The 221-nt window shown below is 41.6% G+C and carries 1 pseudogene; it reads left to right on the top strand.

The window, feature by feature from the left end:
* Window positions 1-221, top strand: a pseudogene (locus AB4653_RS26010) (hypothetical protein); the annotation flags it as partial.

Below are 221 nucleotides of genomic sequence, written 5' to 3' on the forward strand. Positions count from 1 at the left end.
GGTGTGATTTTAGGGTTTACAGCTACAATTTGGTATGTAGCTTGGGATCTTCGGCTGAATTTTGATTCATCGCTGTCTGTGAATATTGTAATCGCTATAGCAACCGCGATAGCCGCCGCAATTCACTTCGACTCGGTAAAAAGCCAAGAGCGAGAAAGAATTTGGGAGCTGAACAAAACAGAACTCCTTAATTTGTCTAAAGAGCTATCTGATGTGATACT

Origin of the sequence: Vibrio sp. 10N.222.48.A3 (assembly GCF_041475345.1) — a bacterium.
Classification (GTDB): domain Bacteria; phylum Pseudomonadota; class Gammaproteobacteria; order Enterobacterales; family Vibrionaceae; genus Vibrio; species Vibrio tasmaniensis_A.